General features: G+C 69.7%; 7 protein-coding genes. 1 reads left to right on the top strand and 6 read right to left on the bottom strand.

What is annotated here, in order from left to right:
- Both D7W81_RS38510 and D7W81_RS38505 read right to left on the bottom strand, forming a co-directional pair.
- On the bottom strand, positions 1-342 hold a 342-nt coding region (locus D7W81_RS38510), incomplete at its 3' end, for a hypothetical protein (RefSeq protein WP_147445777.1).
- Positions 339-848: a hypothetical protein gene (locus D7W81_RS38505; RefSeq protein ID WP_120560338.1), complete on the bottom strand. Its 510-nt coding sequence runs from the start codon at positions 846-848 to the stop codon at positions 339-341. The genes D7W81_RS38505 and D7W81_RS38510, both read right to left, overlap by 4 nt.
- Positions 849-1,333: 485 nt before the next feature.
- On the opposite strand from D7W81_RS38505, the gene rsmI reads away from it, so the two are divergent.
- Positions 1,334-2,167 carry a 16S rRNA (cytidine(1402)-2'-O)-methyltransferase gene (rsmI, locus tag D7W81_RS38495; protein WP_120560337.1) on the top strand — a complete coding sequence of 278 codons (834 nt, stop codon included), beginning with the start codon at positions 1,334-1,336 and terminating at the stop codon, positions 2,165-2,167.
- 33 nt (positions 2,168-2,200) lie between these two features.
- Here the strand turns inward: rsmI and D7W81_RS38490 are convergent, their stop codons facing one another.
- The 4 genes from D7W81_RS38490 to D7W81_RS38475 form a co-directional block, all read right to left on the bottom strand.
- Positions 2,201-3,484, bottom strand: a complete 1,284-nt coding sequence (locus D7W81_RS38490; RefSeq protein ID WP_120560336.1) for a hypothetical protein — start codon at positions 3,482-3,484, stop codon at positions 2,201-2,203.
- Between the two features lie 77 nt (positions 3,485-3,561).
- Entirely contained in the window at positions 3,562-4,593 is a 1,032-nt protein-coding gene (locus D7W81_RS38485) for a peptidoglycan DD-metalloendopeptidase family protein (protein WP_120560335.1), read from the bottom strand.
- A gap of 76 nt (positions 4,594-4,669) precedes the next feature.
- Complete coding sequence (locus D7W81_RS38480) at positions 4,670-6,094, bottom strand: sigma-54-dependent transcriptional regulator (protein WP_120560334.1); 1,425 nt, start codon at positions 6,092-6,094, stop codon at positions 4,670-4,672.
- A gap of 24 nt (positions 6,095-6,118) precedes the next feature.
- The coding region (locus D7W81_RS38475; RefSeq protein WP_120560333.1) for a family 1 encapsulin nanocompartment shell protein at positions 6,119-6,860 on the bottom strand (742 nt) is incomplete at its 5' end.

Raw genomic sequence — 6,860 nt, 5'->3', positions numbered from 1 at the left:
CGTCAACAGGGGCGACGGGGCGGGCGGGAGGAACACGGCCACAGCCGCGCGGAGCTGCTCGACGGTGACGCTCACGCGCGCCTTCCCGCGGACGTCGAGCACGATGACGTGCCCTTGCGTCTGGGCGTCGTCGGCTTCATCGCGTAGCTCCAGGGCTGCGCGGGCCCAGTCCACCAGCGGGCGCACCGCTTCGACCTGCGCCCGGAGCTCCAGCAGCTCGCGCTCTAAGGTGTCCACGGCGGTGGACGCGGTCGCACTCGCCGCCTTGCGGCGGCCACGCCTGGCCCCACCTGCAATGAGCCCCAGCGACTGCCGGATGACAGCGGTCAGCGCCGCGCTCACGGGACCCCTCCGTTGTCACGGAACACCTGCACCTGGACGTCGAGGGTCCTCAACAACTGGCCGGGGACGGCCTTGTGCTCTCCGAAGGTGTCAGCCAGGGCGCGCACCAGCGCGTGGACATCTTCGATCTGCTGCCGGAGGCGCGCGGCCTTGTCCACTGCGGCTGGGAGCGCGTGCTGCCAGCAGGCCATCGCGGGCTGCCCACCCATAGTGCTGGCACTGCACACCGCGCAGCCCGGCATCATCGGGAGCGAGCGCCGGAACGCCGTCACTGCATCAGTGTCCGCTCCCAGCGGCGTGAGGGGCCCGGCCTGCCGGGCAAACTCGACCGCGTTGAGGACGGCCTGGCACTCCGACGGCTCCAAGCTGACCCCGAGGCCTTCCGCGCCGGTAGACAGGTACGCGCGGAGGATTTCGGCCAGTGGCTTTGGCGAGGCGTCCGCGGTGCTGGACGGTTCAGCAGGACGCTGGACGGTCCGGACTCGGGAGCGAGACGTAACTGGCATGGTTCGGCTCTCCATCGCGCGTGGAAGCGCGCGTTCAGCGGGTGGCGGGGCCTGTTCGCGCCCCGTGCGACGAGGGCAGGGCGTTACGAACGGAGGCGCTCCGACAGGAGCCGCACGGCGGCTTCCAGCGCGTGTTGGAGGCAGGCTTGGGTAGCGGCGCAGTCCGAGCACCCCGCGACGACAGGGACACGAGCGCGGAAACTGTCGGCCTGGGCCCGTGTGCTCGCTGCGTGCTCGCCAGCCGTCACGAGGAGGCGTGAGGAAGCACCTGCATCAAGTCCGCTGTCGCGCGAAGTCCTCGGAAACTCTGAGGAATCAACACGATTCAACAGCGTGATGGGGGGCTGGGTTCTTTCTCTTCCAGAACGGCATCGACGGGCGCATGGTGCGCTTCGACGTCATCTCCGTCGTGGGCCAGGGCGAGCACGCCCGGGTGGAGCACCTGCCCGCCGCCTTCGACGCTGGCATGTAAAGGAATCCCTCCCTTGGCTGGAACGCTCTACCTCGTGGCCACGCCCATCGGGAACCTGGGGGACGTCACCGCCCGGGCCCTGGAGACGCTGCGCACCGCGGGCTTCCTCGCGTGCGAGGACACCCGGCACTCGCGCATCCTGTTGGACCACTTCGGCATCACGGGGAAGGACCTGGTGAGCCTGCCTGCCTTCGCGGAGGGGCAGCGCGCCGGGCGCATCCTGGACCGCCTGGAGGCGGGGGAGGACTGCGCGCTCATCACCGACGCGGGCAGCCCCGGCATCAGCGACCCGGGGGAGAAGCTGGTGGCGGAGGCGCTGGAGCGCGGCCTGAAGGTGGAGCCGGTGCCCGGGGCCACGGCGCTGGTGGCGGCCCTGAGCGCGTCAGGGCTGCCCACCGGGCGCTTCCACTTCCTGGGCTTCCTGCCGCGCAAGGGGCCGGAGCGCCGGGCCATGCTGGACGAGGTGGCCCCCCTGTCCGCCACCTGCGTCCTGTACGAATCCCCGCGCCGTCTGGCGGAGACGCTGGTCGACCTCCAGGAGGCCTGGGGGGACCGGCGTGCGTGCGTGGCGCGCGAGCTGACGAAGCTGCACGAGGAGTTCGTCCGGGGGACGCTGTCCGCCCTCGTCGCGCGCTACGCGGGCGAGGAGACCCGGGGCGAGGTGGTGGTGCTGGTGGAGGGCCGCACCGGCGAGCAGCGCTGGAGCGAGGACGAGCTGCTCCGGGCGCTGGAATCGGGCCTGGCTCGCGGCGAGAAGCTCAAGCCGCTGAGCACGGAGCTGGCCCGCCGCGCGGGGTGGCCCGGCCAGGAGGTGTACCGGCTGGGCCTGGGGTTGAAGCAGCGGTAGGGCAGGCCCACCGCTGCCTTCCGGCGCGGGACTTCAGAAGCTGAAGGTCGCGCCCAGGTCGAAGCGGAACGTGGTGCTCTGGATGGCCCGGAAGCGGCGGGACACCAGGTCATAGCGCCAGTCGAACGTGGGGTTCAGGTCCGGCGAGCCTGGGGCGGTGTCCACGGTGCCGTCGCCGTTCACGTCCTGGCCAATGGACTCGGACGTGAGCAGGTGGTCCGTGTTGTAGAGGAACTTGCCGGAGGCGTGGATGGTGAAGGCCTGGGCGGCGGCGGCGGTGACGGCGAACTGACCACCCACCTGGAGGTAGTCGTCGGAGGTGAGCAGCTTGCGCAGCGCGGAGCTCAGCTCGTTGTAGTACCGGCCGCGGCCCACGTAGTTGCCCAACAGCCGCAGGTCCAGGGTGAACTTCTGGTTCTTGGCCGCGTTCTCGAAGGGCACCAGCTCCATGCCGAAGGTCAGCGCCGTCTGCGAGGGGGCCTTGATGCCCGTCTCGTGGCGGGTCCACGGCTCCTTGTAGCAGTTGCCCGGGGCACCCAGGTTGGGCGGGTTTGCGCCGGACTGGTCGCAGTTGGAGTAGGCGCCGGGGCCGCGCACCGGAATGGTGTGGGACGCCTTGAAGTACGGCTCCGCCACGCCCATGCGCCGCGAGAAGGCCGTGTAGAGCTGGTACTTGTGGACGCGGTCGCCCACGTTGCCGCGGTCGCCATCCGGGTCCGTGTTGTCCAGGCTCGGGTCGCGCTGCTTGGCGGTGGGCGCCTCGTAGTCGATGCCGAGGATCCACGTGGGCTTGGTGTCGTCCTTCTCCTGGTTGAAGAAGGCGTACGCCAGCCCGAAGTGCACGTTGCCCAGGCCGCCCCGGTAGCTCTCCTGGGGCACCTGGAACAGCCGGCCCACGCAGCCCTCGGCGGAGTAGGGCGAGCCGTCCGCGTTGAAGCAGCTGTTGGTGATGGTGGAGTTGCCCTGGTTCGTGCCGGACACGAAGTTCCAGGTCTCGTTCTGCTGGAAGACGATGGGCAGCTTGAAGCTGAACTCCAGGTCCTTCCAGAGCCCGAAGGCCACGGCCAGATTCAGCCGCGCGTCCACGCCCTTGTACCAGAGCTCGTTGACCTCCCGGACGTCGGTGGCGCCTGCGCCACCGAGCTGCTCACGGACGATCTTCGCGCGCGTCTGCGTGCGCTCGAAGCCTACGTCCAAGAAGAGGTCGAACGGATCGTCGTCCTCGAACGAGGAAGCAATCCGGGTGATATCCGCCGCGCTGGCGGCAAAAGGCACGCCCAGCGTCAGCGCGGCGATGACGGCGCGAAACCTGTGCATCCACTACCTCCGACGACCACGGCCCAGGCCTGCCAGCTAGCCGTGCCGTCGGAGGAGTGTCAAGAAATGGGTGGGCCTTACTTGCCCGCCACGGGCGTCCCGAGCAGTCCATCCAGCCGCTGGACCTCGGTGTCGAAGGCGCCCTTGTGGGCGGCCGCCAGGGAGGCCCGGTAGGTCTTGTGCTGGTCGAAGGGGTCCAGGACCCGGTTTTCGCCCAGCATGAGCTGGTAGTGCAGGTGGGGTGCGAAGGAGTGGCCCGTGTTGCCGCTCTGGGCCAGCACCTGGCCCGCGGACACGCGCATCCCGGGCTGGACGGACTTGGGCAGCTCCGCCAGGTGCAGGAAGAGGGCGCGGCGGCCCTTGCCCCCGGACTCCACCAGCTCGATGCAGTTGCCGTTGCTGCCGAAGTTCCAGTTCTTGCGCTTGACGACGCCCGCGAAGGGCGCCCGGACCGTCGTGCCCACCGGCGCGCGGAAGTCCACGCCCTTGTGGCCGCGGCCGTCGCGCAGCAGCGAGGTGATCTGCTCGTAGCTGTCGATGGGGGACTTCTCCATCCGCAGCTCCAGCTCGTCGCCGCCAGGCAGGTAGTAGTGGGCGTTCGGCTCACCCGCGGGCGTGAAGCGGTAGGCGCGGTGCGTCTGGCCCGTCTTGCCGCTCACGAAGCGCACCGCGTACACCAGCGGCTCCTCGTTGGGGCGGCGCTGGAAGAGCACGTCCAGCGTGTCCCCCCGGAGGATTTCACCGGGTACGCGCACCCACCACACCAGCGTGCGAGTCACCACCTGCGCCAGGGCGGGGCCCACGGTGGAGTCGGAGGCCTGGACGAGCGCCGTCTCCAGCGGGCCCTCGATGCGGATGGACACGCGCTCCAGGCCGGCGGCCTTCACGGGGTCGGCGGGCACGGCCGGGGCCACGGGGGCCTGGGCCAGGGTGCCGGCGTCCAGCGCGGTCACGGTCTGCGAGGCGACGTCCATGGGGACATCCGCCATGCGCTGTTTCCACCACCACACGCCACCCGCGGCCGCGCCGAGGATGACGGAGACGGCAACCACCGGTCCGAAGGGATTGCGCTTCGGTGGTCCACCGAGGGTGGGAAGATTCGGCCGCATTCAGGCTCCCTGAGGGTAAGAAGGTACGCGGGGGCCGAAACCGCTGGCGAGAGAGCGTTATTTCGGCACCCCGGAGCTACTCGTCCGGGCCGTCTTCCTGACCGTCCGGGGTGGTGTCGCGCAGGCCGAACTCCTTCATCTTCGTCTGGAGCGACTTGCGGCTGATCTGCAGGAGGCGCGCGGCGCGCGTGACGTTGCCGCCCGTCTCCTCCAGCTTCTTGACGATGAGGTCCCGCTCCAGCTCCGCGGCCTTCATGCGCACGATGTCCTTGAGGCCCACCTCGCCCACCGGGACGTCCAGCGTGCCCAGCGAGGCGGCGACCGGTGCCCCCGCCTGCACGCCCGCTCCCCCGCGCACCGGCTCCGGCAGGTCCTTGGCGGTGATGAGGGGGCCGTCCGCGAAGAGCAGCACGCGCTCGATGAGGTTCTCCAGCTCGCGGATGTTGCCCGGCCACGCGTACGCCTGGAGCAGCGCGAGCGCGTCGTCGGCGATGCCTTCGATCTTCTTGTTGAGGCGCCGGTTGTACTTGTCCACGAAGTGCTGGGCGAGCATCGGGATGTCACTGCGGCGCTCGCGCAGCGCGGGCAGCACGATGGGCACCACGGCCAGCCGGTAGTACAGGTCCTTGCGGAAGCGGCCCGCTTCAATCTCCGCCTGGAGGTCGCGGTTGGTGGCGGCCACCAGGCGCACGTTCACGCGCGTCGTCTTGATGCCGCCCACGCGCTCGAACTCGCCCTCCTGGAGCGCGCGCAGCAGCTTCACCTGCATCTCGACGGGGATTTCACCAATCTCGTCGAGGAAGAGGGTGCCCTCGTCGGCCAGCTCGAAGCGGCCGGGCTTGGACGTGACGGCGCCGGTGAAGGCGCCCTTCTCGTAGCCGAACAGCTCGCTCTCCAGGAGCGTGGCGGGGATGGCGGCGCAGTTGATCTTGATGAACGGCTTGTCGCGGCGGCTGGACGCGCCGTGCAGCGCGGTGGCGATGAGCTCCTTGCCCGTGCCGCTCTCCCCGGTGATCAGCACCGTGGAGGGCGTGTCCGCGACCTTGTCGATGATCTTGTAGACGTCCTGAATCTGCGGCGACTCGCCGATGATGGCGGACCGGGCCTTGTGGTCCGCGCGCACGGAGCGCTTGGCGCTCTCGTTCGTCTTGGCGGCCTTGGCCACGACGGAGGACAGCTCCGCCTGATCAAAGGGCTTGGTGATGTAGTCGAACGCGCCCGCCTTGATGGCCTCCACGGCGGAGTCCACGGTGCCGTGCGCGGTGATGATGATCACCGGCACGTCCGGGTTCGCGGCGCGCACGGCGGCAAGGACCTCCATGCCGCCCAGCTTGGGCATCACCAGGTCGGTGACGATGATGTCCGCGCCGTTCTTGTGGAACTCGGCCAGGCCCTGCTCGCCGTTCTCCGCGACGGTGACGTCGAACCCGTCGCGGCGCAGCAGGGCGGCCAGCACCTTGCGCAGGTTCGTTTCGTCATCGATGACCAGGACCTTGGCCATGAGTCTCCGCGCGTGGAACGCGACTTAACGGCGCGCCGGAGGAGCGGCGGGGAGGGCGCCTTCCAGCGTGCAGATGGCGTCCGGGTGCTTGATGCGCAGGAGCAGCGACTCCAGCACGCGGAACGGGTGGTTCATCTTGCTGGCGCCCAGGTAGGACGCGACCATGTCCATGGCCACCGCCAGGTCCATGTTCTCCCGGCCCGTGGACACCACCACGCCGGACTCACCGCGCAGGCGGTTGGACTGGTAGACGCCGTCGGACGCGAGCTGACGGATGGTCTCGATTTCGAGCACGCCCGTCTTCTCGTAGATGCGGTGCAGCTGCGAGTACAGCCGCGGCGACAGCACCACTGCGTAGGGCCCGAAGTGGCCGGCCTCGTTGAGCTTGCGCGTGGCCTCCACGATGGTCTGGAAGCCGCCGCCCGGCGCCGTCCAGTCCCCCAGCGTGGCGGTGAGGCGGCCGTTGGCCGTCATCAGGCCCTCGTAGCCCAGGCGCTGGTCGCCGTAGAAGATGAGCTCGTCCTCCTGCTGCGCGCACAGCGCGGCGGCGCCGGCGGCGGCGGACACGTCCAGCGGCATGTTGTGCGTGCGCGCCGCCTCGATGTCCCGCCAGTGCAGCAGGAAGTCCTTGTAGATGATCGGGATGGTCTTGAACTTGCGCACGTCGGTGAAGACCATCGCGGTCTCCTGCTCCCCGACGATGTCCACCGCGCCCGGGGACACGCCCTGGAACTCGTCGTAGGCCACGGTCTGCACGCCCGCGCCC

The sequence above is a fragment of the Corallococcus aberystwythensis genome (genome assembly GCF_003612165.1).
GTDB classification, from domain to species: Bacteria; Myxococcota; Myxococcia; order Myxococcales; family Myxococcaceae; genus Corallococcus; species Corallococcus aberystwythensis.
This window is presented reverse-complemented; position numbering and strand designations above follow the sequence as displayed.